Source organism: Ciceribacter sp. L1K23 (genome assembly GCF_018122705.1).
Lineage (GTDB): Bacteria > Pseudomonadota > Alphaproteobacteria > Rhizobiales > Rhizobiaceae > Allorhizobium.
In genome coordinates this window covers 524941-547164 of sequence record NZ_JAGRRC010000001.1, presented here as the reverse complement: position 1 = coordinate 547164, position 22224 = coordinate 524941, and the positions used below count along the sequence as shown (strand labels likewise).

Below are 22224 nucleotides of genomic sequence, written 5' to 3'. Positions count from 1 at the left end.
ATAATGCGGACCAGTATCATTCTTATCTTTGCGTTTTACTGATTCGCGGAATGACCGTAGGTGCACGCGCCTTGTGCAATTGTGCACGCGCGACGGATTTGAGGCGGCTCGTCAGGATGTCGCTTGCAAAGAAAAACCGGGTTTCTGGAACGCTTTCTTGTCTTCGGGCTTAATCCCGGAACTGCATCAGCCATTCCCGCAAAGTCGCCGGTCTTTGTTGCAGCGGCCGGTATCCATAGTGCCGAAAATCCCTGGCTTCGGTCGGGCTGTATCCGAACTCCGACAGGAAATTCCGGCTGAACTGCGGGGCGTTCGTGAAGCCATAGTCGTAGGCGATGGTGCTGATGAGGCGGTGATCGGCGGCATCGACGATGGCGTCGTGGCACGCGATCAGGCGACGGCGCCGGATGTATGTGGCAACGCCGCCCAGCTTTTCGAAGACGTAGTAGAGTTGTCGACGAGAGATGCCGATCGCCTTGCAGACCTCGCCTGGCCCAAGATCCGCCGATCGCAGGTTTGCATGGATATAACGCCTTGCCCTCTCAAGAAGGCTTGTCGCTATTGGGGCCGCGGCTTCCTCCAGCGTTTCGCGGCTAAGCTCCAGCGCGGCGCGCAACAGGGTCGTGACCGAGTTCACGATGACAGGCACATCCTCCAGCGTTGCGCTTTCCATCCGTTCGTCGAGAGAAAACAGGAATTCGCGAATGATCCCCTGCATGCTGCCGGTTAGCGGGCGATTGTTCGCCGCATCAAGGCATGAGGCGAGCGAGGCGAAGTTGTCGCGGCTGAGGAACAGCATGATCGAGCGACTTCTGCTGGTCGAAGCCGAAAACGGAGCGGCCAGCGATCTGATGTCGAGCGTTCCGGCCGTGCTCTCCAGCTGCGAACCATCATATCGGGTGACCTCAGTGCCCGACCGCCGGAGCGTCAGAACCCAGTGGTCGATGTCCGATCCCTGGATCAGGCTCGCGCTTCTTTGATACTGGAGGGCGCTCGTGCTGAGAGACACGTGATGCAACCGACCCAGATCATAGGCTCTCGCGCATGCCTTGAAATCGGGTCGCGACGTTCTTTCGATTTCCACGACCGGCGATAGTAAGTCGGCCCAGTAATCGATAGGCGTCAGGTCCGATCGCGCAATGGTGCTGACGAATTCCCCTCGCAGCAAATCCGACCTGGGGGACGTTACCGCTTTTGCGGTCTTGTGACTGTCACTCATCAAGCGCAGGTATCCGATTATGGACGCGCCTGAACAAACTTCTCTTCAATCTCCCATCTCCCCCAAATTTATAAAGTGCCGTATTGTGCTTCTCGACCACAGCGGAAAGTGTAATCCCCGTCTTGGCGCGCCTGTCCGTCGACAAAAGCCGTTTCCGTAACGACTACGTTGCTCTTCCCGCCGCTGTCGAAAGATCAGCCATCGCGGCGTTGCGCCGGTCTTTCTCCGCTTCAACTTGAGCATGAACTCACTTAGGAAATGAGAAAATAATGTATACAATCTGATAAAACTCAACGACAATCTTCTGTTTGACCTGGTGAGGAATCGCTCGGGTAGGCCACGGGGTCTAACTTGTCCGGGTGTCGGTCCGACTAGGCATCAAGACCTCCGGTAAGCCATTTGACAAACCATGCATCCGATGAGAACCCATAACTGGAACGACGCACGTCGCTCGGTCGGCATCCGAACACCGAACTGAATTGTTTGTTGAAATTTGTCCCGCTTTCAAAGCCTGATTGCCGGGCGATTGTGTCGATCGGGGTGGCGCCATCGGATCGGCGAATTCGGTCGAAGCATATCTCCAGACGACGCGTGCGAATAAACCGATCGATTCCGCCCTGCGGTTCGAACAACTTGTAAAGATAGCGCTTCGAGACGTTGAGAAGACGGCAGAGATGGTCGGTGTCGACATTCCTCGTCCACAGATTGTCCTCGACATACTGGCTTGCGATTTCATATTTTGCCGCGGCAATAGGGGAACTGGCAGCCTCGATCGCATCACCAGACTGGACAGCGCAGGCCCGAAGCATGGCGAGTGTCGCCTCCGAGACCGTGTCGCTCTCCTGCACATCTACATTCGCGGCGTTCTTGAAGAGACCCACGAGGTAACGGCCCAGCAGAGGGTGAAGACGGGCGCTCCCTCGCATATTCTTGATGGTATCGAGCAGCCAGTTGATGTCGCTCAGCCTGTCCCTCGAGATAAAGCAATAGAGAACCGTACTGTCAGCCTGGGAAACATTGCGCGGCTCGGCCAGCGAACGCAATTCCAGGCTCCCTTCTTGAACGCGCACCGTTTGGCCGGAAACGTCGACGTCGGCGTGCCCGCGCACCCACACCCCCACAGCCCAGACGCCCCTGATGTCAGGCATTCTCCTGTGTTTCTCGGGTAGCGATACATAGCCTTCGGACTTTACGAGAGCCATTTTTGCCGAGCCAAAGCTGTGCCCGGAAACAGAGATATCAAACCCCTCGTTTTCCTCCTTGCCGTCAACACGGCAACGGTAGCCGATATCGGCCATTCCTCTGTTGAATTCTTTCAACTGCTCGCCCGGCGGCAGCAATTTGTAGTCCGGAAAATCGATTTTCATGAAGTTGAGCCCCCGCTTCAACTTCATGAACTGTATTTTCGCAAACCGTTAAAACAAGGCAGTAATCGTCATAACTCACCGTTATTTCGCAGTGGTTCAGTCAAGACGGTGCATTTAACTCCGTGTTGGACTCGTCGAAGCGCTGCTCCGGCGAAAGTGCCCTTGACGGGGCTTTATCCCAGCCAGATCGCCCGTCGTTTTGTATGCCGCTCCAGCCTGCGCGATTTCCTACCAGTCCCCTTCGAGGGCTAGGTGTAAAGATTGGCATAGGTGTCGCGAAGGACATTCTTTTGCACTTTCCCCATCGTGTTCCGCGGCAGGTCGTCCACGAAGATCACGCGCTTCGGCTGCTTGTAGCGCGCCAGCCTGTCCTTCAGTCCATCCAGGATGATCCGTTCATCGATTGAGGCTCCAGGCTTTTTGACAACGACGGCGGTCACACCCTCGCCGAAATCCGGATGCGGCACGCCGATGACCGCCGTCTCCACAACGCCCGGCATCTGGTCGATCTCCGTTTCGACCTCCTTCGGATAGATGTTGTATCCACCCGAAATGACGAGGTCCTTGCCGCGCCCGACGATGTGCACATAGCCTCGCTCGTCGATCTTGCCGAGGTCGCCGGTGATGAAGAAGCCGTCAGCGCGGAATTCCGCCGCCGTCTTTTCCGGCATACGCCAATAGCCCTTGAAAACGTTCGGGCCCTTCACCTCGATCATCCCGGTTTCGCCATCGGCGACAGGAGCCCCCGTCTCCGGTTCGGTCACCCTCAGCGAAACGCCCGGCAACGGAAAGCCCACCGTTCCCGCAATCCGGTCACCGTCGTAGGGGTTGGAGGTGTTCATGTTGGTTTCGGTCATGCCATAGCGTTCGAGGATAGCGTGGCCTGTCTTTTCTTCGAAGCTACGGTGGGTTTCAGCCAGAAGCGGTGCCGATCCGGAGACGAAGAGGCGCATGCCGGCAGCGGTCTCGCGGGTCAGGCCCGGATGCTGGGCCAGACGCACATAGAAGGTCGGGACACCCATCATTGCGGTCGCCGTCTTCATCAGGCGAAGCACTTCGTCAGCATCAAATTTCGGCAGGAAGTACATTGATGCGCCTGACAGCAGGATGACGTTCGATGCGACGAACAGTCCATGCGTGTGGAAGATCGGCAGGGCATGAATCAGCCTGTCGGCGGCTGTAAAGCGCCAATGGTCGCGGAGTGTCGCGGCATTGGAGAGCAGATTGTCATGGGTGAGCATCGCCCCCTTCGACCGGCCGGTCGTGCCTGAGGTGTAAAGGATTGCGGCGAGATCGTCCGGTCCGCGTTCTACATCGAGGAAATCGCTCCCTCCGTCTCTGGCAAGATCCACCAGCGAGCCGCCACCGCTGTCGTCGAGCGTCTCGACATGGGCGTGATGGTTCGCCGCGAGTTTCGCCATTCCGTCTTTTGCTGCGGGGGTGCAGACAACAAGACGCGGTTCCGCGTCACCGATAAAATAGTCGAGTTCCGCCAGCGTGTAGCCGGTATTGAGCGGCAGGTAGACGGCACCTGCGCGAACGCAGCCAAGATAAAGCATCAGGGCTTCAGGGCTTTTCTCAACCTGCACGGCCACCCGGTCTCCAGGCTGCACACCGAGCGTCTTGAGTACCGAGGCGAAGCGGCCCGACTGCTCGAGCATGTCTCCATAGGTCCACGAACGGCCGTCCGCGCCCAGGATGAAAGGCGAGTCCGGACGCACGGCGTGGCGGATGGCGTCGAACAGATGGTTGCTCATGGCGTGAACTCCTTGCGGCCGTTCTTCAAATCGTTGGCGGCTTCGGTCTTGGGGGTGGGAAGGTTGGTGGCGGGGACCAGACTGCGGACAGCCTTGTCGGCCGGTACGAGGCGACGGATCGACTGCGCCGCAACGACCTCGCCGCGACCGGCGAAGGCTTCATGGTTCGCCTCGATGTCGTCGAGCTTATATAGGTAATTCACCATCAGGCCGTGAGCCTGGCGCAGGGCCTTCGGCGACAGGTCACCGAGGAAGTTGATTCGTTCCAGGCGCGCGCCATTGCCGAGGTGAAAACGGGCGACAGGATCAATCACCCGGCCTTTGGGATTACGTGCCTTCAGGAAATACCATGCCGCAGCGGACATCATGACCGGCTGAACGGTGGCGACGGCATCGGCGCGTTCGGTCCAATCCTGATCGTCGATCACGGCAAGCTTTGCCTTGTCGGCTGGCGTCAGCACGTCGGAACTTTCCGCCTTGCGTTCGCGCGAGAGCCAGCCGGCGAAGCCAGGGACAGGAGACAGCGTCACAAAAGTATCGAGCTTCGGCAGTTCGCGGCGCAGGTCTTCCACCACCTGCTTGATCAGGAAATTGCCGAACGAAATGCCACGCAGACCTTCCTGACAATTGGAAATCGAATAGAAGACGGCGGTTGTCGCTTCGTCGGCTTTGATCTGTGCACGATCCTCTTTGAGGAGATCCGCGATGTTGGAGGGAATCTCGCGCGTCAACGCCACCTCGACGAAAATGAGCGGGTCGTCAATCAGCTGCGGATGGAAAAACGCGAAGCATCGCCGGTCGTCCGGGGCCAGGCGCCGCCGCAGTTCGTCCCAGCCGCCGATGTGATGCACCGCCTCGTAGCGGATGATCTTCTCCAGAATGTCGGCAGGCGTTGACCAACTGACCGGCCGTAGAACGAGGAACCCCCTGTTGAACCAGGAGCCGAAGAGATGCGCGAAATCGGAGTCGACGGCCTCCAGATCCGGATCCTCGACCTTCAGTTCCAGCAGTTTCTCGCGCATGCGCACGAGCGTCGCAATGCCGTTGGGCGCAAGATTGAGGCGGCGTATCAGCTCCTGCCGCCGGGGCTCCGCGGCCACATGCAGTTCAAGGAGTGCCGCAGGGGTCGGATCGGCTTGATAGCTTCCGATGGCCTTTTCCAGACGTTCCGTCTTGGGGCCGAAGCGCCGCAGGAGCATCACCATGAACTCGCGCTGCATGGCCGGATCGAACCGCTGCCAGCGATCGAGGAGATCCTTGGCCATGGCCATGCCGGAGGCTTCGCCCCGGCTGGATAGCAGCGCCTCGCACAAGGTCTCGATGTGATCGAGCGGATTTGTGCCCTCCTCCCGCGGACCCAGCGACAGGAAGCGTCGTCCTCGCTCGGTTATGGTCTGAAGCATATCGCCGAAGAAGGAGGTGGTGTTCATTGCGCAACTCCGAGCATCTGGTTGGGCAACCATGTGGCGATCTGCGGGAAGATGCAAAGCAGCAGGATCGCCAGGAACATCACCAGGACGTAAGGCAGCGCCCCCCACAAGATGTCCTTGGTCCGTACGGTCGGCGCGATCGCGTTGATGACGAACAGGTTGAGACCGATCGGCGGGGTAATAAGCCCGACCTCCATGTTGATCGTCAGAACGATCGCAAACCAGTAGGGGTCGAAACCGGCCTGGGTGACGATCGGAAAGAGCATGGGCGCGGTCATGACGATCACGGCCACGGGCGGCAAAAACATTCCGCAGACCAGCAGGAAGACGTTGATGACGCCCATCAGAACCCAGCGGTTCACATCCATATCGGCAATCGCCGTGGCAACCGTCTGCGTTATGAAAAGCGAGGACAGCGCAAAGGCGAAAAGCTCCGCCGCGGCCATGATCATCATGATCATCACGCTTTCGCGCATGGCCGACCCGAAGATATTGGCCACCGGACGGAACCTGAACAGCCCGTAGGCGATGACCACTACGAGTAGCGTCAGAAGCGCGCCGGCGCCCGCCGCTTCCGAAGGTGTGGCGATGCCGCCATAGAGAACGTAGAGCGTTCCGGCGATGATCAAGAGGAAAGGCAGGATGCGCGGCAGGCCAGCGAGCTTTTCCTTGATTGTATAGCGGATGGCGCGCGCACCGAATTCGTACCCCTTTCGTTTGCAGTCGATGATTGCCCAGATCATGAACATGATCGTCAGCATGATGCCGGGGAGGACGCCGGCCATGAACAGGCGGCCGATGGAAGTCTCGGTGGCAATTCCGTACACGATCAGCGTCACGGACGGCGGGATCAGGATGCCGAGCGTGCCGCCAGCGGCAATCGAACCGGTTGCAACGGAGGTGGGATAGCCCCGCCGTAGCATTTCGGGAATGCCCATCTTGCCGATCGCTGCGCATGTCGCGGGCGATGAGCCGGTCATTCCGGAAAAGATCGCGCAGGCACCGATATTGGAAAGGACCAGTCCGCCCGGAACCCGGTTCAGCCAACGGTCGAGCGACGTATAGAGATCCGATCCGGCTGGGGAAGAAGCCACCGCCGCCCCCATCAGAACGAACATTGGTATGGAGACATAGGCGAGGTTGGCGATGCCGGAAAACATCGTGTCACCCAGAATGTAGAATATGTCGAGGCCGCTTTGCAGGTAGAGTGCGGCAAAGGCGGCCAGCCCGAGGGCAAAAGCGATCGGCATGCCTGTACCGAGCAGAACGAAGAGGGCCGCGATGATCAGCAGGCCGGAGACTGTCGGGCTCATCGGGTCGATCCCTTCATGGAAGTACCGTCGTCGTGTGTTGGGGTTGGTTGCACTGACGCCGCGGCATCATGAACGCCGGTTTCGACCCCCGCACCGTAGAGCTCTGCCAGGATCTGCGCGACGTACTGAAGACACAACATCGCGAAGCCGATCGGCAGTGAGAGCAAGGGGACCCAGAGCGGCGGTGCCCATACACTGGAGTGCTTCCAGTTTCCGAGCCAGGCTTCATGAAACTGGATCCAGGTCGCGGCCAGCATCAGCACGCAAAAAAGCAGGCCGAGGAAACTGCCGACGAGACGCAGACGGGCACGAGCGCGGTCGGCAAGCAGCATCTCGACAACGTCAACGCCGACATGCCCACCTTTGAGGAGAACATAGGGCGCGCCGATGAACATGGCGGACGTGGCCGAGAAGACCACGAAGTCCGTCTGCCAGATGGTCGGCAATCGAAAGACATAGCGTAGGAGGATCATCTGACACACCACAAGCATGGCAGCTATGATCATTGCGGTCGACACGACCGCCAGGGCACGCGACATATTGCCGACAACCCGAATAAAGGCGTTCACCATTGAGGTAGTCCCTGGTGTTGAAAGAAGATGGTGGCGGGCATAATGCCCGCCACGGCCGCGTTGCGGCTTCATTCGACAGCAAGAGCCTTTTCGATCAGCTTATCGCCGTCCGGCACGTTGGCGGCGAAGTTCTTGTAGGAGGACTCCTTGGCGACGGCGAGCCAGGCGTCGTAGTCTTCCTTCGACATTTCTACGACCTCGACACCTGCCTTCTTGTAGGTGTCGATCATCAACTGGTCGCCCTTGCGGACCTCTTCGTTGAAGTAGGCTTCCGCCTTCTCGCCCGCATCAAGGATTGCCTTTTGCTGTTCCGGCGTCAGGCCCTCGAAGACCTTTTTGGACATCAGCACCGGCTCGTACATGAACCACAAAGCGTTTTCACCTGGCGCGGTGAGGCATTTGGCATGCTCGAACAGGCGGTAGGATACGAAGCTCGCCGACGACGTGTTGGCCGCATCCAGAACGCCGGTCTGCATGCCGCTGTAGATTTCCGACGATGGCATCGACGCGATGGAAGCGCCGGCCGCGACCAGCATCTCCTCAAATGCCGGACCGGCCGCGCGGATGACCTGTCCTTTCATCGTCTCGGGCGAGGTGATGCAAGCCTTCTTCGATGCAAAGGCGCCGGAGAGCCATGCATCGGAGATCACCATCGCGCCGGCATCCTCGATGACTTTCTTGATTTCCTGCATGAACTCGGAGTCATTCAGTCGCATCGCCCGGTCGAAATTGCCGACTAGACCAGGCATGAGTGTTGCCGAGAAGATCGGATGACGGCCGGAAGCATAGTCGAGCGGAAAAGACGTGAGGTCGAGCAGTCCGCGCGTGACAGCGTTCCATTGATCGTTCGGTTTGAACAGCGACGAACCTGGAAATACCTGGATTTCCAGGTCCACATTGGCCGCCGCAACGTCGCGGGCGATCATCTGCACCATTTCGTCGCGAATGTCCCCCTTTCCGCCTGGAAACTGATGCGATGCTTTGAGCACTGTCTGCGCGTGCGCACCGGAGACGGCAAGCCCGCTTACGGCGGCAAGCGCTAAGGCGAGCCTTTTCCATCGAAACTTCGTCATTTTTTCCTCCCTGGTATTCCGGCCCTCCTGCCGGTCTGGTATAATACTGATGTCTTCTTGTGCGCAATGTCAATGCTCTCGTATACAAGAATGACACGGGCCTTCAGCGGGTGGGTAATGAGCGAGAATATTTTCTTCAAGCTGCGCGACGAGATCGAGAATGGCATTGTCACGGGAGAGTTTGCGCCTGGTGAGCGTTTGGACGAGACGCAACTCGCCACGCGTTTCGGGGTTTCCCGCACGCCAATCCGTGAAGCACTGATGCAGTTGAGCGCAATCGGGCTCGTGGAAATCAGGCCACGGCGAGGTGCTGTCGTCGCTGATCCGCCAGCTCAACGCGTCTTCGAGATGTTCGAGGTGATGGCAGAACTGGAGGGCATGGCAGGCGCCTTGGCGGCCCGCAGACACACGGACAGCGATCGTACCGCTCTGCTTGCTGCGCATGAAAGATGCCGTGACGCATCCGAAAGCGAGGAGACCGATCGCTACTATTACGAAAACGAGGTTTTCCATCGCGCGATCTATGCCGCGACCGGAAGTGCCTTTCTCGAGGAGCAGTGCGTCGCTCTGCACCGTCGTCTAAGGCCGTATCGGCGTCTGCAGTTGCGCGTTCGAAACCGTATGAAGGTATCGTTCAAGGAGCATGGCGACGTCATCGACGCCATTCTGGCGGGTGACGCGGACGCTGCGCGTGAGCATCTTCGCGGCCACGTCGCCGTGCAAGGCAACCGCTTCGGCGATCTTGTGGCGAACCTCGCCAACCGCGACCGGCGGGCGCGCAAGGAAGCGTAGCACGCTCTGCCTGCCGTCTCCCGCCGCTAGACGCTGCTCAAGATTTCCCGCGTCTTGGGCATCCGTCTCAGCGAGTTTTCGAGGTGCTGGCGCCAGCGCGGCCCTACGTCCATGGCTGTGGCATGTGCGGTGCGGAGGTCATCGGGCCGGTCCTCTGCGAGAGCTTCGATCAGAAACGCCGCCTGCTCGCGGTCTTTGGAGGATTTCAGCGTACCGGCGCCCTCACGCCGCCGGTCGGCTACGATGAGCTTGTGGATCGCGTACCTCTCTGGTCGGGGCACTTGAACCAGAACACCGGATCGATAGATGGCGGCTGCCTGGATGGGTTCGGATATCAGGAAGTTTAGGTAGTTGAGGGCCTGCGCGCTGACTCCCAGCGCCGGCAGCTCTCGAATGGTTTCCTCGCCGAAGGTCGGGGTGAGAAACTCCACCAACTGGCCACTGCCACCCTGCGCCCACCGCCAAGTGCGTGCGGGGTCCAGCCCGGCAGTGGCGTGAATTCGAGCGCCGAGAACGTCTCCGCGAGCCCCGGATCGACATGATCCTCCAGAGCCAGGCTCAGTTTCGAACTGCGCGTTGTCGATTTCGTCTGTGTTGGCGATGGCGCCGATAGGTAGCCGGATCCCAAGTTCGGCGTCGTACAGGCGAAATGCGTTGGTGCCGACGATGGTGCCGCCGAGGCGAAATGTCCCCGCTTGCATCATGGCAGACAGGATCGAACCGGTAGCCCGGTCCGTTGGGGTCATGCCCTCTGCCGCAGCAGACGAACCAACCGCGCCCGTTCAGCCTGCCGCTCCTTCGCCGTCGCCCGCAAAGCCTCGATTTGATCGATGCGGTCGCGCGTTTCGTCACCGTCTTCGCCAATATAGAAGAAGCGCATCTCCGACCCGACGCGGCGCGCGGAATACCAGTACGCCTTGTCTCCGCGATGTTTCAGGGCCGGTTTGCCAGGAATGCCGGAGACGGCATCGTCGTTCAGAAGCCGCACGAGGTCGGTGTAGGCGCTGAGCGCGATGCCACTGAGCGGTGTCATGCCTATCACTTTCAGTTTTTGCTATGCCTACCAAAAAATGAAATTGCTAGGCACATTCCCAAGTGCGTTCCGATTGTTCCCCGATCACGTGGCAGAGCCCGCCCTGATGGTTCAGAGCGGGCCCTTGTTACATTTCGACTGGTCGGAGACTCAGTTCTCGACGGTATCCTCGAGGAAGAAGCGACCGAGCGGGTTCTGGTAGAAATTCTCGATGTTCTTCCGGGATACGTTGATGAACGGGCTGTAGTACAGGTCGATCCAGTGCACGTCGTCCTTCGACATCTTCTGGATATCGACATACATCTGCTCGCGCTTGGCGGGGTCCATTTCCAGACGGGCGGCGGCGACGAGATCCTTCACCGCGTCGTTCTTGTAACGGGTCATGTAGTTCATGTTGGCATCATGACCGACCACGAACGTCGTCTTCTGGTCGGGGTCGAGAATGTCGTTGGTCCAGTACATGACGGAAAGGTCATACTCACCTGCGACCAGCATATCCCAGGTCTGGCTCGGATCCATCTTCTGCAGGTTTACCGTGATGTCGGCTTTCTGCAACTGCTGCTGCAACAGGACGGCGATCTGCTCGTCGACCTCGTTGCCTGCATTGACGAGATAATCGAGCGTCAGCCCGCTGACACCGGCGGCCGCCAGCAGTTCCTTGGCCTTCTCCGGATCGTAGGGACGCTGAAGATTGTCCGCATAGTGGTAGAGAGCGCCCTTGGGGATAAAGGAGTTTGCGACTTCACCGAAGCCGAAGGTAACGGTGTCGACGATCGCTTTCTTGTCGATGGCGTAGTCGAGCGCCTCGCGCACCTCCTTCTTGGCGAGATCGCCATGCTCATGGTTGATGAGCAGGTGGTCTTCGCGGGTGGAGGTGTCGAGATGAACCGTCAGGTTCTCGTCCTTCTTCAGCTCTTCCACGCGGGAGAAGGGCACGAAGATCGCGGCGTCGAGCTGGCCGGCCTGGACGTTCAGCATGCGAGTATTGTCGTCGGGAACCGAAATCCATTCCACGCCGTCAAGCGACACGCGATCGGCTTCCCAGAAATTCGGGTTTTTCTCCAGAATGACCCGATCACCGCGCCGCCATTCCTTGACGGTGAAGGCGCCGGACGCCACCGGCGCTTCCGCATACGTGTCCTCGCCCAGGGATTCCATTCCGGCCTTGGAGATGATCGAAGCGCCCGGCATCGCAAGCGTCGACAGGAAGGGTGCGGAGGGGCCGGAAAGCTTGATCACCAGCGTCTTCGGATCGCTTGCTTCCGCGGTCTCGATCACCTTGTAGGAATCGCTCCAGAGCGAACCCTCGTTGTCGCGGATACGCAGTAGGCTGAAGGCGGCATCGTCAGCGGTGATCGCGCTGCCGTCGGAGAATTTGGCGTCGCGCATCGTGAAGGTATAGATCAGGCCGTCATCGGAGACCGTCCAGCTTTCAGCCAGGCCCGGTTCCAGCTTGGTGCCGGTTCTGTCAACGCGCACGAGCACGTCATAGACGTTGGAGAATACCCAGAAGTCGATGTTTTGCGCGGTCTTGATTGGATCAAAGGTTGTCGAATCCTCACGCCGACCAATGGTGAGCACGCCAGCCGCTTCCGCAAGACTTGCGCCAAGCGACAACGAGGTCAGCACGGTGACCATGCCGATTTTCATCCATTTCTTTAGCATTTTTCATTCCCCTTTTTGTTGACGGTTTCCGTGTCAGGCTGCAGTGGGCGCCGCGATCGTTTTCGGCGCGCGAAGCTTCTTGTCGGGATCGATGTCCGGGACCGCCTCGATAAGGGCGGCGGTGTAGGCTTGTCTGGGCCGTGCGAAGACATCGGCAGACCGCCCCTCCTCGACGACTTCACCGTGGTACATGACAAGCACCCGGTCGCAGAGATTACGGACGATCGCGAGGTCGTGTGCGATGAACAGCAGCGTCAGGTTCATGCGCGTCTTCAACTCGGCGAAGAGATCGACGATCTGTTTCTGGATCGTCACGTCAAGCGCGGCCACGCATTCGTCGGCAATGATCATCCGTGGATTGACCGCAAGCGCCCTTGCAATGCCGACGCGCTGGCACTGACCGCCGCTCATGCTGCGCGGGCGCCGGTCTTTGAACTCTTGGCCAAGGTGGACCAGATCGAGCAGTTCCTCGATGCGGTGAGGGATTTTCGCAACCGGCATACCCTGCACCTTAAGAACCTCGCCAAGCGTTTCACCGACGGTCATACGCGGATTGAGAGCATTGAGCGGATCCTGGAACACCATCGCCGTTTCCCGCCGAAGCTTGGCGAGTGCGTGCTTTGGCTGTTGGGCGAGATCCACACCGTCAAAGGTGACATGCCCCGAGGAGATCGGCGTCAGGCCCAGAATGGCGCGGGCAAGTGTGCTCTTGCCGCTGCCGGATTCCCCGACGATCCCGACGGTATCACCCGGCATGACCTGGAAGCTGACATTCTTCACGGCGGCGACGGTTTTCCGTCCGGAGCTAAAGAGAGAGCCGCCCACATCGAAACGTACGTTGAGGTCGTCGACTTCGAGGAGGGGTCTGATCGCTTTTTCGCTGGCGTCGGAAGCGACTGTCGCCGGCGCGCTTGCGGTCGGCAGTGATGGATGGCTGCCGATCAACATCTGCGTATACTCGTGTTGCGGACGCCCCAGTATCTGGCGCTTCGCACCCTGTTCCACCAGTCGGCCGTTGCGCATGACAGCGATCCGGTCGCAGGTCTGCGCGACGATGCCGAGATCGTGGGTGATCAGGATCACGGACAGCCCGAAGCGATCGCGCAGATCAAGCAGAAGCTCCAAAATTTGTGCCTGGATCGTCACGTCGAGCGCCGTCGTCGGTTCGTCCGCGATCAGGATCTTCGGTTTGCACGACAGTGCGGCGGCGATCATCGCTCTTTGCCGCATGCCGCCGGAGAACTCGTGCGGATAGTTATCGTACTGCCGCGCCGGATCGGGAAAGCCGACCTGCGCCAGCATCTCGATCGCTTCCGTCCGGGCCTGTCTGGAGGTCATGCCCTGGTGAAAACGGATGCCTTCGGCGATCTGGTGGCCGATCTTCATGACAGGATCGAGGTGGCTGGTCGGGTTCTGGAAGATCATCCCGATCTCGCGCCCCCGTACGGCAAGTATGTCGTCGGGCGTCGCCGTCACGAGGTCGCGGCCGTCGAGCTCGACGGAACCGGCGTCGATCGACAGTCTACGGGATGGCAGCAGTCGCATCACGGCGCGGCAGAGCAGGCTTTTGCCCGAGCCGCTCTCACCGACAAGCCCGAGCACCTCGCCCTTGGCGAGATCGAAGGAAACGTGGTCGATCAGCGTTCGCGGTGGGTCTTCTCCGTGAAAATTGACCACAAGATCGCGGATCGAAAGGATGGGTTCGTTCATTCCTGCACCCCCAGCATATCGCCCAGGGCATCGCCGAGCAGACTGAAGGCAAACGCCAGGAAGACGATCGAGAGGCCTGGGAAAAGCGTGATCCACCAGGCGGTCGTCACGAAGGGCTGGCCTTCCGCGACCATGATGCCCCATTCCGCAGTCGGTGGCTGCACGCCGAGCCCGAGATAGCTGATGGCGGCTCCGTTCAGGAGCACCAGAACGGCGTCCGACATCACGAATACCAGCGATCCGGCCACGGCGTTGGGAAGGAGGTGGCGGAACATGATGCGGGTCCGGCTGAAGCCGAGACTCACCGCCGCGACCGCATAGTCGCTGTTCTTCAGGACGAGGATCTGGGCCCGCACCAGACGCGCATAGGAAACCCAGCCGACAAGTGCCATGGCGATATAAAAACTCGTCAGCCCCGGTCCCAGGATGGCGATGATGGACAGCATTAGCACGAGGAAGGGGAAGGCCAGAATGATGTCGATGATCCGCATGAAGATGGTGTCGATGATTCCACCGAAGAAGCCCGCGATCGTGCCGACGAGCGTCCCGATGATGAAAGGGAAGATCACGCCGATGAAGGCGATCTGCAGGTCAATCCTCGTGCCCCAGATGACGCGCGAAAGGATGTCGCGTCCGAAGTTGTCCGTACCAAACGGGTGGCTGAAGGAGGGCGGCTGCAGGCGCGCATCCGCCATCTGCACGACCGGATCGTAGGGTGCGACGACAGGCGCGGCGATCGCGATCAGCACAAAGAAACCCAGTAGCCCTGCCCCCAAGGCAAATGCCAGGTTCTGTCCCAGCCAGCGGCTGAGCCCGATAGAAGACGTAAGCGGCTTCGCGGGGGCGCTCATAGCTTCACCCGCGGGTCGGCGGTCACCGTGATAATGTCGGCCAGGAAGTTGACGAGCACCGTGGCACAGGCAAAAACCATGGCCACGCCCTGAACGACCATGTAGTCGCGGGAAAAGATTGCCCGCACGAGCAACTGCCCCATGCCGGGCAACGCAAAGACGCTTTCCACGACCACGCTTCCCCCGATCAGCCAGCCGATGTTGACGGCGAGCAAGTTGATGGTCGGAACGATCGAATTCGGCAGGACATGGCGCCAGAAAACGATGTTTTCCGGCATGCCGCGTGCGCGCGCCGCCGTTGCGACATCCGAGTGCAACGACTGGATCATGGCCGCCCGAAGGCTGCGCGTGAGAACCGCTGATAGCGACAAGGCAATAGTCAGGCTCGGCAAAGCGAGGTGCCAGAGCTTTTCCGTGAAGGTGTTGTCGTAGCCTGAAACCGGAAAAAGATCGAGTTGAACACTGAAAAAGATGATCAGCATCAATGCCAGCCAGAAGGGCGGGAAGCCGATGCCCATTGTGGAGACGACCCGCACTGCGTGGTCCGCGAGCCGGCCCTGACGCCGGGCCGCGAGTGCCGACATCGGGACGGCAATAAGGATGGAGAGAATGACGCTCGTCAGCACCAGCATCACGGTCGGCTCAATCCTGGCAGCGATCAGCCTCAGCACGTCGATCTTGTAGAGAATCGACTTGCCCATTTCGCCGCGACCGAGATTCTCGATGAAGTAGAAGTATTGAAGCCATATCGGCTCATCCAGCCCATATTGCTCGCGAATACGGGCGATCGCCGTCGGCGTCGCCCGCGTGCCGAGAAGGACTCGGGCGGGGTCCCCCGGAATGAGTCGAACGAGAACAAACGTGATGATGCTGATCCCGAAAAGAACGGGCAGAAGCTGTAGCGGCCGGTAGAGAACGAACCTGTATCGGTGCATGTGTTCTGTTATCGTCTTTGGCTAAAGGTGGCGCGGCGTGCCGGTCGAGGTCATGATCGGTGCCGGGCCAGGAAGTCGATCAGCGCAGGATAATACGCTTCGGCATTCTCGTAGAACGGCATGTGGCTTGCATTTCGGAACACGTGCAACTGAGCATTGGGCAGAGCGTTCTTCATCCGCATCGCACAGGCGGGCGTGAGTTCGTCATGCTCTCCGACCGTGATAAGCACGGGTAAGTCCAGCCCGGGCAGGTCCGGTATGCGGTTCCAGTCTTTCAGGTTGCCGGTATAAAGAAATTCGTTCGGCCCCTGCATGGTCATGTAAGGGCCCATATTCCAGTCATCGAGCGAGCGACGGACGGGTGCCGGCCATTCGGGCAGGCGGCAGACATGGCGGTAGTTGAGGATGGTCACCGCCGCCAGATATTCGGGGTGGCCGAGTGTCCCTTGCGCTTCGTGCTTTTGCATCATTGCGACTGTCTCGGAGCCGAGCGCGGCTCGAAGCCGTTCAAGCTCCGACACCAGATGCGGCATGTCCGCGACGGTGTCTTCCAGGATCAGTGTCTTTAGATTCTCTTTGTATTTAAGCGCGTAGTCGATCGCCAGCCAGCCGCCCCAGGAGTGTCCGAGGAGATGCACCTTGCCGAGGTCGAGCGCCTTTCGGACCGTCTCGGTCTCCTCGACATAGCGATCGATGGTCCAGAGTCCCTCCTCCGTCGGACGATCGGAGGATCCGGTTCCGAGCTGGTCGAAGGCCACCACCCGGTAACCCTGATCCACGAGACAGGAATGGGCGTCGCGGAGATAGTCACACGGCAATCCCGGTCCGCCGTTCAGGCAAAAGACGGTCTCGTCGCCGCTTCCGAAGCTGTAGGCGACAACCTTGAACCCGTCGACCTCGACTTCGATGCGTTCATCCGGAGTGATCTCACGCCACATGTCGCCCTGCCCTCTCGAATTGACTTGACCAAAATTTGAGCATGGCTAACTTTATCGCATCGCGTTATGCGTACCAGCTATTACAAGTGATAGGTGGGCTGCGAACGTCATGCCGGAGTAAGGGATGTTCGACGAAATCAGTGTTCTTGCGGATCGCCTGTCCAGTCGGGAGACGCTTGACGATAGGATCGACGAAGCTTTCAGCGCGATGCGACAGCTTGGCTTCGAGGCGCTGATCTATGACTACACACCCACGCCTTGTGACATCGCAGGACAGGTGGAAATCCCGACGCTCCTGAAGCTGCGGAATGTCGCCGGCGACATGTACGATTATTGGTGCAATCGCGAGTACTTCCGCATTGACCCCGTCCAGCGCCTTGCGATGCAGACATCGGTACCATTCTTCTGGAACTACGATCCCGACGTCGAAACAAAGATCAGCCGCTTCCTTACGGACGATACCAAGCCGGTCTGCGATTTTCTGCGCGAGCATGACATGCTTGCAGGGATAACGGTGCCGGTTCACATGCCGCGCGGCGACTATGCGACCGTAACAGGGGTGCGCTATGGTGCCCGGCGAGACTTCAGTCGGGATGCCATGCGCGTCATCGCCGATTTCAGCCTGCTGGCGCATGTCTTCCACGAGGCCGCCTACGAGCTCTTCGACGACAAGGTGCTGAATGCATCCGGTGTACGCCTCACCGAACGGGAGCGCGAATGTCTGACTTACTCGTCCTATGGGCTGTCGGCGAAGGAGATCTCGCGCATCATCGATCGGTCGGTTCCAACTGTTGTCATGCACTTGAATTCGGCTACCCGCAAACTCGGCGCGAAGAACAGGACGCAGGCCGTTGTCCGGGCAACCCAGTGCCGTTTGCTCTCAAGCGTTCCGGCCTATAAGTTATGATAGCTGCCACCGGTGCCTGAGCATCGCTAAGGTCTTCTCCTGCCCATGAGATCAAGGAGAATGACGTGACCGCCATATCGTCGAGTGAAGGTTATGCGCCTTTCCGGGACTACCGGACCTGGTATCGGATCACGGGTTCCCTTTCCTCCGATCGCCTGCCTCTGGTCGTCGCGCATGGCGGTCCCGGCTGCACCCATGACTACGTCGATGCCTTCAAGGACATTGCTGCGCTGGATGGCCGCGCCGTCATCCACTACGACCAGCTTGGTAACGGCAACTCGACGCGCCTTCCCGACAAGGGCCCTGATTTCTGGACCGTCGAACTCTTTCTGGACGAACTCGACAACCTGCTAAATCACCTCGGCATCCAGGACCGCTATGCATATCTCGGCCAGTCCTGGGGCGGCATGCTCGGCTCGGAGCATGCGGTGCGTCGCCCCGCCGGACTGAAGGCATTCGTCATCGCCAATTCGCCGGCCAACATGCGGACCTGGGTCGCCGAGGCGAACCGGCTTCGCCGGGAACTTCCGGATGACGTCCAGGCGACGCTCCTGCGTCACGAAGAAGCCGGAACGATCACCGATCCCGACTACATTGCTGCCTCCAGGGTTTTCTACGATCGCCATGTGTGCCGTGTGACGCCGTGGCCGGAGGAAGTCGCGCGCACCTTCGCGATCATGGACGAGGACAACACCGTCTATCGCAACATGAACGGTCCCACCGAATTCCATGTCATAGGAACGCTGAAGGACTGGACCATCGAGGACCGTCTTCACCGTATCGCCGCCCCTACCCTGCTCATCTCGGGGCGCCATGACGAAGCAACGCCGCTGGTCGTGAAGCCTTATGTCGACAACGTACCCGGATGCCGCTGGGTGGTATTCGAAAACTCGAGCCACATGCCGCATGTCGAGGAAAAGGCGCTTTGCCTGAGCACTGTGTCGGATTTCCTCAAGCAGTTCGACTAACAGCTGAACAGCGAGATGCGAACGAGGCGTTTGGCCGCTTGACAAAAGGCGAATGGGCATATTTTAATCATGCTCATCATCTGAGCAGAGCGCTCGGACTTCTTACATCGGCGACATCCGTCAACGGGCAATAGAGCCCCACAACGCCCCTATAACAGGGATCCGCGTTGTGGGATTTTTTGCGTTTGGAATTCTCAATGCTGGACCCAGTGAAAATCGGCATCCTCTATTCGACGACAGGGCCTTACGGCGCCATGGGCCGTGACGCCTTCGACGGCGTGGAATTTGCGTTTCACGAATATGCGAAAGCTGGTGGCACACGGGTGCAGCCGGTGTTCTTCGATCCCCACGCCGATCTCTCTGCTTATCTCGAAGGTGCGCGAAGCCTGATCCGCGACAGTGGCTGCCGCCACATCATCGGCACGATCACGTCCGCTGCCCGCAAGGAGGTGCTGCCGCTCGTCGAAAAACATGACGGCCTCTTGTGGTACATGTGCCCCTACGAAGGATTCGAAGCGAACGAAAACGTCATTTATATCGGGGGCTGCCCGAACCAGCATCTGATCCCGCTATTCGAGCATCTCGTTCCCCGCCATGGTGCGCGACCCTACCTCGTCGGCGCCAACTATGTCTGGGGCTGGGAGATGAACCGCCTGGCCCGTGAACTCGTCGCAAATGCCGGCGGAACCGTGCTCGGTGAGCGTTACCTGCCTCTCGAAGAAACGGCGGTCGAACGCATCATCGCCGATATCGCCGAGAAGCGCCCGAGCTTTGTCCTCAACAATCTCATCGGTCCGTCAAGCTACGCCTTCCTCAAGGCCATGCACGAGCTTGGTCAACGTGATCCCGCGTTTCTGCCGGAGAACTGCCCGGTCGCAAGTTGCGATCTGCAGGAAAGCGAACTCGATGAAATCGAGGATGGCGCCGCGATCGGCCAGCTTTGCGCCGCCTCCTATTTCGACACACTCGACACGGCGGAAAACCGCGATTTCAAGACCCGGCTGCGAGCCTTCAAGCCGACGGCCCGCAGGGTCTCCAGTATCTTTGCCAGCGCCTATACCGCCGTGAGCATCTGCATCGGCGCGATCGAGGCGTCCGGCGACGGCGACCCGACGACCGTGCGTCGACAGGTTCATGCCGCCACCTGGCCGGGTCTTTTTGGCGACATGGTCGTCGACCGGGTCACCAACCACGCCGCCCTCCCTTTCCTCCTCGGTCGTATCAATGCCGCGCGTGGTTTCGATGTCATCGCCGCTCGCCCTCCGCTGGCTGCTGATCCTTATCTGACCGGCGGAAGTACGCGGAGCGAGCCTCGATTGAGGGTCGTATCATGATGTCGCGGACACCGAATTTTACGGGATGGCGCGTGGTTATCCTCGCGGAGGAGGACAGCAATACCGAGAAGCTGTGCCGCCAACTCGCTCTCCTGGGTGTCAGCTCATCCCTGCAATGGTTGCCGTTGGCGGACGATGCCTTGCCGGATCTGGTTATCGTCGATGCCGATCGTGGCTGGGATGAGCTCCTGCCGTGGGCACGCCGCAAGCCGGCTCGCCCGGTTGCTGCCTTGCTCGGCTCTGAAGCGCCCGGCCGCATCGCGTGGGCGATCGATTGCGGCGCCGCGTCGTTTATTCCGAAGCCGGTATCGGCTTCGACAGTCTATCCAGCGCTGGTTCTTGCGGTCAGTACTCACGAACAGCGCTTGGAGGACGAGGCGCGCATAGATCGGCTCGAGGAACGCCTGAAGCTGCGTCCTGTCGTCTTTGCGGCGGTCGACCGGCTGAAGGTCGAACGGCAGATCGACGACGAACGCGCCTACGGCCTGCTTCGAAACTGCGCGATGCGGCGGCGCATGCCGATCGAACAGCTGGCGGCGCTCGTCGTCGGCGGCATCGAGACCCTGCGAGAGGTTGGCTGATGCGTGTCCTCAAGGAAATCGGGCGACAGCCCGCTGCGCTGTTCGGCCTTCTTGTCATCATGGTCGTTCTCGTCGCGGCGCTAGGGGCGCCGTTGTTTGCACCCTTCGATCCGGACGAGCAGATGTTCGATGGCCTCACGCTGGAAGGCGCTCCGATGCCGCCGGGCGGCCCTTTCCTCCTCGGCACCGACACGCTCGGCCGTGACCTGCTGTCGCGTATGCTTTTCGGCGCGCGCACCTCGCTTATCATCGGCCTGGTTGCCAATGGTGTTGCCGTCGCGATCGGACTGCTTGTCGGGATCACGGCCGGCTACATGCGCGGCTGGGCTGGCAATCTCATGATGCGGTTCACCGATCTGATGATGGCCTTTCCGGCCCTGCTGCTCGCCATCGTGCTGGCGGCACTCCTCAAACCGAGCCTGTGGATCGTGGCGATGGTGATCGCTCTGGTCAATTGGGTACAGGTTGCACGTATCGTCTACACGGAAACCAGGGGGCTGGTGGAGCGGGACTTCATTCTTGCCGAACGTTCCCTCGGCGCTGGCCACGCCCGCATCCTGTTCCTCCACATTCTGCCGCACCTCATCCCGACAGCGATTGTCTGGGGTACGCTCGGTATCGCCACGACGGTGCTTCTCGAGGCGACGCTGTCCTTCCTGGGCATCGGCGTGCAACCGCCGGATCCATCCTGGGGAAACATCATCTTCGAGAGCCAGAGCTATTTTCAGGCAGCACCATGGCTCGTCTTCTTCCCCGGAGCCGTCATCCTGCTGACGGCGCTTGCCTTCAACCTGGTGGGTGACGCGCTGCGCGACATTCTCGATCCCACCCAGCGGGGGAGAGGCTGATGCTGGCATTGCTCGGAAAACGGCTGCTCCAGTCCGTGCTCATCCTGTTCGGTGTGGCAGCGATTACCTTCATGCTGCTCTACGCCCTCCCGGCAGATCCGGCGCGCATGCTCGCGGGTCGTAGCGCCACCGCCCAGACGGTGGAAAACATCCGGCGCGAGCTCGGCCTCGACCAGCCGCTCGCCGTTCAGTTCGCCCACTATGTCGGTGGTCTGGTCCAGGGCGATCTTGGGCGTTCCTATGCGCAGAAGACCGAGGTCGTGACACTGATCGCAGCACGCTTGCCGGCAACGCTCACTCTCATGGCGGCTGGCATCTTTCTCGAAGTGCTGCTCGGCGTGATCCTTGGCTCGATCGCCGCCCTCAATCGCGGCGGGCTGGTGGACAGAACTGTGATGATGTCGGCTTTTGTCGGCGTATCGGCGCCGCAGTTCGTGGTGGCCCTCCTGCTGCTATACGTCTTCGCCGCCACGCTCGGATGGTTCCCGATGTCCGGATACGGCACGGCCGCCCATGTCGTCCTGCCCGCCGCGACGCTCGGACTACTCGGCGCAGGCTGGTACGCCCGGATGGTGCGATCGGCGATGATCGACGTGCTGAACCAGGATTACATCCGCACCGCGCGCGCCAAGGGGCTTTCGGGAGCGCGTGTCATCCTTCGCCATGTCCTACCCAATGCCATCCTGCCCATAATCGCGATGATCGGCATCGACATCGGCCAGTTCATGGGCGGCGTGGTCGTGGTCGAGGCGGTCTACGGTTGGCCCGGCATCGGGCAACTTGCCTGGCAGGCCATCCAGCAGGTCGACATCCCGATCATCATGGGCGTCACGCTCACCTCCGCCCTTGCCATCATCACCGGCAACTTGGTTGCCGACCTGATTGCGCCGGTCATCGACCCGCGTATCCGTTCACACTGAAGCCTAACGAC

Annotated in this window: 21 protein-coding genes; 7 read left to right on the top strand and 14 right to left on the bottom strand. The window is 60.0% G+C overall.

What is annotated here, in order from left to right; translation table 11 throughout:
- Window positions 1–169 precede the first annotated feature (169 nt).
- The 7 genes from J5J10_RS02440 to dctP all read right to left on the bottom strand — a co-directional run bounded on the left by J5J10_RS02440 (window position 170) and on the right by dctP (window position 8731).
- Window positions 170–1219, bottom strand: a complete 1050-nt coding sequence (locus J5J10_RS02440) for a helix-turn-helix domain-containing protein (RefSeq protein ID WP_211928685.1) — start codon at window positions 1217–1219, stop codon at window positions 170–172.
- A gap of 371 nt (window positions 1220–1590) precedes the next feature.
- Window positions 1591–2613, bottom strand: coding sequence for a helix-turn-helix domain-containing protein (locus tag J5J10_RS02435; protein ID WP_211928684.1), 1023 nt, complete (start codon window positions 2611–2613; stop codon window positions 1591–1593).
- Between the two features lie 221 nt (window positions 2614–2834).
- On the bottom strand, window positions 2835–4343 hold the full coding sequence (locus J5J10_RS02430; protein ID WP_211928683.1) for a malonyl-CoA synthase: 1509 nt from the start codon (window positions 4341–4343) through the stop codon (window positions 2835–2837).
- Window positions 4340–5773 carry a malonyl-CoA decarboxylase gene (locus tag J5J10_RS02425; RefSeq protein ID WP_211928682.1) on the bottom strand — a complete coding sequence of 478 codons (1434 nt, stop codon included), beginning with the start codon at window positions 5771–5773 and terminating at the stop codon, window positions 4340–4342. The genes J5J10_RS02430 and J5J10_RS02425 overlap by 4 nt, the downstream gene beginning before the upstream one ends.
- The gene (locus J5J10_RS02420) at window positions 5770–7086 is read right to left on the bottom strand and encodes a TRAP transporter large permease (RefSeq protein WP_211928681.1); all 1317 of its coding nucleotides are present in this window, start codon (window positions 7084–7086) and stop codon (window positions 5770–5772) included. Before J5J10_RS02420 ends, J5J10_RS02425 begins: the two co-directional genes overlap by 4 nt.
- The gene (locus J5J10_RS02415) at window positions 7083–7658 is read right to left on the bottom strand and encodes a TRAP transporter small permease (protein ID WP_211928680.1); all 576 of its coding nucleotides are present in this window, start codon (window positions 7656–7658) and stop codon (window positions 7083–7085) included. The genes J5J10_RS02420 and J5J10_RS02415 overlap by 4 nt, the downstream gene beginning before the upstream one ends.
- 68 nt (window positions 7659–7726) lie before the next feature.
- Entirely contained in the window at window positions 7727–8731 is a 1005-nt protein-coding gene (dctP, locus tag J5J10_RS02410) for a TRAP transporter substrate-binding protein DctP (RefSeq protein WP_211928679.1), read from the bottom strand.
- Between the two features lie 117 nt (window positions 8732–8848).
- Between dctP and J5J10_RS02405 the strand changes: the two genes are divergently transcribed.
- Window positions 8849–9523 (top strand): GntR family transcriptional regulator, encoded by a 675-nt coding sequence (locus tag J5J10_RS02405; RefSeq protein WP_211928678.1) that lies wholly within the window; start codon window positions 8849–8851, stop codon window positions 9521–9523.
- A 26-nt stretch (window positions 9524–9549) separates the two neighbouring features.
- Here the strand turns inward: J5J10_RS02405 and J5J10_RS02400 are convergent, their stop codons facing one another.
- The 7 genes from J5J10_RS02400 to J5J10_RS02375 form a co-directional block, all read right to left on the bottom strand.
- Window positions 9550–10269 carry a GSU2403 family nucleotidyltransferase fold protein gene (locus J5J10_RS02400; protein ID WP_249116655.1) on the bottom strand — a complete coding sequence of 240 codons (720 nt, stop codon included), beginning with the start codon at window positions 10267–10269 and terminating at the stop codon, window positions 9550–9552.
- A complete protein-coding gene (locus J5J10_RS22350) occupies window positions 10266–10556 on the bottom strand; it encodes a hypothetical protein (protein ID WP_249116654.1) in 291 nt (96 codons plus the stop codon). Before J5J10_RS22350 ends, J5J10_RS02400 begins: the two co-directional genes overlap by 4 nt.
- 150 nt (window positions 10557–10706) lie before the next feature.
- A complete protein-coding gene (locus J5J10_RS02395) occupies window positions 10707–12206 on the bottom strand; it encodes an ABC transporter substrate-binding protein (RefSeq protein ID WP_249116806.1) in 1500 nt (499 codons plus the stop codon).
- Between the two features lie 48 nt (window positions 12207–12254).
- A complete protein-coding gene (locus J5J10_RS02390) occupies window positions 12255–13931 on the bottom strand; it encodes an ABC transporter ATP-binding protein (RefSeq protein ID WP_211928676.1) in 1677 nt (558 codons plus the stop codon).
- Entirely contained in the window at window positions 13928–14782 is an 855-nt protein-coding gene (locus tag J5J10_RS02385) for an ABC transporter permease (protein ID WP_211928675.1), read from the bottom strand. Before J5J10_RS02385 ends, J5J10_RS02390 begins: the two co-directional genes overlap by 4 nt.
- Window positions 14779–15717 carry an ABC transporter permease gene (locus tag J5J10_RS02380; RefSeq protein ID WP_211928674.1) on the bottom strand — a complete coding sequence of 313 codons (939 nt, stop codon included), beginning with the start codon at window positions 15715–15717 and terminating at the stop codon, window positions 14779–14781. The genes J5J10_RS02385 and J5J10_RS02380 overlap by 4 nt, the downstream gene beginning before the upstream one ends.
- Window positions 15718–15767: 50 nt before the next feature.
- Entirely contained in the window at window positions 15768–16655 is an 888-nt protein-coding gene (locus J5J10_RS02375; protein WP_211928673.1) for a proline iminopeptidase-family hydrolase, read from the bottom strand.
- A 124-nt stretch (window positions 16656–16779) separates the two neighbouring features.
- Between J5J10_RS02375 and J5J10_RS02370 the strand changes: the two genes are divergently transcribed.
- The 6 genes from J5J10_RS02370 to J5J10_RS02345 all read left to right on the top strand — a co-directional run bounded on the left by J5J10_RS02370 (window position 16780) and on the right by J5J10_RS02345 (window position 22213).
- Window positions 16780–17562 (top strand): autoinducer binding domain-containing protein, encoded by a 783-nt coding sequence (locus J5J10_RS02370; protein ID WP_211928672.1) that lies wholly within the window; start codon window positions 16780–16782, stop codon window positions 17560–17562.
- A gap of 65 nt (window positions 17563–17627) precedes the next feature.
- Complete coding sequence (locus J5J10_RS02365; protein ID WP_211928671.1) at window positions 17628–18530, top strand: proline iminopeptidase-family hydrolase; 903 nt, start codon at window positions 17628–17630, stop codon at window positions 18528–18530.
- Window positions 18531–18727: 197 nt separating this feature from the next.
- Window positions 18728–19864, top strand: coding sequence for a transporter substrate-binding protein (locus J5J10_RS02360; protein ID WP_211928670.1), 1137 nt, complete (start codon window positions 18728–18730; stop codon window positions 19862–19864).
- Window positions 19864–20445 (top strand): ANTAR domain-containing protein, encoded by a 582-nt coding sequence (locus J5J10_RS02355; protein ID WP_208553620.1) that lies wholly within the window; start codon window positions 19864–19866, stop codon window positions 20443–20445. Before J5J10_RS02360 ends, J5J10_RS02355 begins: the two co-directional genes overlap by 1 nt.
- Entirely contained in the window at window positions 20445–21293 is an 849-nt protein-coding gene (locus J5J10_RS02350) for an ABC transporter permease (RefSeq protein ID WP_211928669.1), read from the top strand. Before J5J10_RS02355 ends, J5J10_RS02350 begins: the two co-directional genes overlap by 1 nt.
- Complete coding sequence (locus J5J10_RS02345) at window positions 21293–22213, top strand: ABC transporter permease (protein WP_211928668.1); 921 nt, start codon at window positions 21293–21295, stop codon at window positions 22211–22213. The genes J5J10_RS02350 and J5J10_RS02345 overlap by 1 nt, the downstream gene beginning before the upstream one ends.
- The last annotated feature ends 11 nt before the right edge of the window (window positions 22214–22224 follow it).